Genomic DNA, 2,211 nt, shown 5'->3' with positions numbered 1-2,211 from the left:
GCGGTCCGCATCGCGCGGTCCGCATCGCGCGCCCCCCGCGCGGGCCCCCCCCCACGGCCGCACGCTGATGCTGCTCGCCGAACGCGAGTGCCTGGCCGCCGGCGTGCGCGACCTCGGCCTCAACGTGTTCGCCGGGAACGAGGTCGCGATCCGCCTCTACGCCTCGCTCGGCTACCGGGTCACCAACCGCATCTACGGAAAGCCGCTGTGACCCGACGTGACGTCAGGAACCCGCCGCCGCCTCGATGGCGGCCACGATGCGGTCCCGCAGGCCGTCCTGGCTCTGCCCGCCGTCCAGCCGTTGCCCGCCGATCACGTACGTCGGCGTGCCGGTGACCCCGATCGCCCGGCCCTCGGCCTGGTCGGCGTCCACGGTGAGCATGTGCCGGCCGTCGATCAGCGCGGTGTCGACCTCCTCGGCGTCCACCCCGACGGCCCGGGCCACCTCCAGCAGCACCTGCTGCCCGCGGGCGTCCAACTCCTCGGTCCGGGCCAGCAGCGCCTCCACGAACGGCCAGCCCAGCCCCTGCGCGAACGCCTCCTCGGCGGCCTCCGCGGCCGCGTAGGCGTGCTTGTGCTTCTCCAGCGGGAAGTGGCGGACCTCGACGGGCAGCGCGTCGCCGTACCGCGCGCGCAGTGCCCGTACGTCGTCCAGCGCGGTGCGGCAGTCCGGACACTGGAGGTCGCACCAGAACTCGAGCCGGGGGAGGGAACCATCGATCATTCCCCCAGTGTTTCACTAGTGGGCGCCCGCTCCGGCCGACGGTGCGCCCCTGCGAAGGCCGACAGGGAGGCAGTGATGACCAGGACGACCGGAAGCGAAGGAGTACTGCCGTGCTGACGGCGGCGATCAGCTTCGCGCTCACGGCGGGCGGGGTGGCCGTGGCCGGCCTGCGGGCCTACCGGCGGCGGTTCCTGTCCGCGACCCGCTGGTTCGCGGTGGCCCTGGTGCCCGCCGGGCTCTACCTGACCGGCCTGTTCCCGGTGGCCCGGACGATCGGCAGCGAGTTCGCCGACTGGGCGACGAGGCTGGTGTTCGACCCCCGGGTCTGGACCGGCATCGTGCTGCTCGGCCTCTCCGCGCTCCTGCTGGTGACGACGCGCTGGCTGGGCCGCCGGGGCGCCGTGGACGCCGCGCCGGACCGCCCGGCGGCCGCCGGTGCCGCGCCCGAGCGCCCGGCGGTGGCCGCCACGCCGCCGAAGAAGCCGGCGACGGGCAAGCCCGCGGGGGGCAAGCGGGACGACGGCCTCGGCGACTTCTCCGACATCGAGGAGATCCTCCGCAAGCGCGGCATCTGAGCGGCATCCGAACGCGGCACTCGAACGCGGCACTCGAACCCCTGCGGGGGTCGGCGTCAGGCGGAGGGCACGGCCTCCGCCGAGCGCTGCCGTGCCCGGTAGGCGGCGACGTGCAGCCGGTTGCCGCAGGTGCGGCTGTCGCAGTAGCGCCGGGAGCGGTTGCGGGAGAGGTCCACGAAGACCCGGGCACAGTCCGGCGCCTCGCAGCGGCGCAACCGCTCCCGCTCGCCCGCCATCAGGATGAAGGCCAGCGCCATGCCCAGCTCGGCGGCGAGGTGGTCGCCGAGCGCGGCGTGCGGCGCGAAGTAGTGGATGTGCCAGTCGTGGTGGTCGTGGTTGGTCAGCCGCGGCGTCGTACCGGCGGCCGCGACGATCCGGTTGACCAGTTCGGCGGCCTCGGCGGTGGACTCCGTCCCGAACACCTCGCGCAGCCGGGTGCGCAGCTCGTGCACCTTGCGCAGGTCGTTCTCGGTCAGCGAGTCGATCTCGCTGATCTCCTGGCCGACCACGAAGGCGTCCAGTGCGGCCACGTCCGGCAGCCGCTCGGTGCCGCACACCTCGGGCGCGGTGTTGAGCAGCTCGACGAGGATGCTCAGTGCGCACTCGGTGTCATGGGTGATCAGCACGTTGGGGACTCCTCGCGCAGGGGACTCCGGAACCCCGCGTCCACGGTTACCCCAGACCATACCGGGCCTTGCGGCGGAAGGGCGGTGGGTTCTTTCGAAGGTGCATACGGATTCCGTCAGAGTGCCGTGGAGCGGACGGCGTCCGGGCGGCCGGGCCCGCGAAGGACCCCCCGAAATGCCGACGGCGCCCCGCCCCGGCGGGCCCGGCCCCCCCCACTGGGGGGGGGGCGCGGGGGGGGGGGGGCGCGGGCGGGGCGGCAGCCCCGAGCGCAGCGCGGCGGGCCCC

4 protein-coding genes are annotated in these 2,211 nt (G+C 74.5%); 2 read left to right on the top strand and 2 right to left on the bottom strand.

Features of this window, described 5'->3' with window-relative positions; all coding sequences use genetic code 11:
• On the top strand, positions 1-211 hold a 211-nt coding region (locus tag ACFV61_RS33775; protein WP_380495898.1), incomplete at its 5' end, for a GNAT family N-acetyltransferase.
• Between the two features lie 12 nt (positions 212-223).
• Here the strand turns inward: ACFV61_RS33775 and ACFV61_RS33770 are convergent.
• Positions 224-724: a DsbA family protein gene (locus ACFV61_RS33770; RefSeq protein ID WP_063346824.1), complete on the bottom strand. Its 501-nt coding sequence runs from the start codon at positions 722-724 to the stop codon at positions 224-226.
• Positions 725-834: 110 nt separating this feature from the next.
• Here ACFV61_RS33770 and ACFV61_RS33765 point away from each other — a divergent pair, with 110 nt between their 5' ends.
• Positions 835-1,299: a hypothetical protein gene (locus ACFV61_RS33765; protein WP_063346823.1), complete on the top strand. Its 465-nt coding sequence runs from the start codon at positions 835-837 to the stop codon at positions 1,297-1,299.
• A 56-nt stretch (positions 1,300-1,355) separates the two neighbouring features.
• On the opposite strand, the gene ACFV61_RS33760 is transcribed toward ACFV61_RS33765, so the two are convergent.
• Positions 1,356-1,925, bottom strand: a complete 570-nt coding sequence (locus tag ACFV61_RS33760; protein ID WP_063346822.1) for a CGNR zinc finger domain-containing protein — start codon at positions 1,923-1,925, stop codon at positions 1,356-1,358.
• Between the last annotated feature and the right edge of the window lie 286 nt (positions 1,926-2,211).

It is taken from the genome of Kitasatospora sp. NPDC059817, assembly GCF_042731835.1.
Lineage (GTDB): Bacteria > Actinomycetota > Actinomycetes > Streptomycetales > Streptomycetaceae > Kitasatospora.
This window is presented reverse-complemented; position numbering and strand designations above follow the sequence as displayed.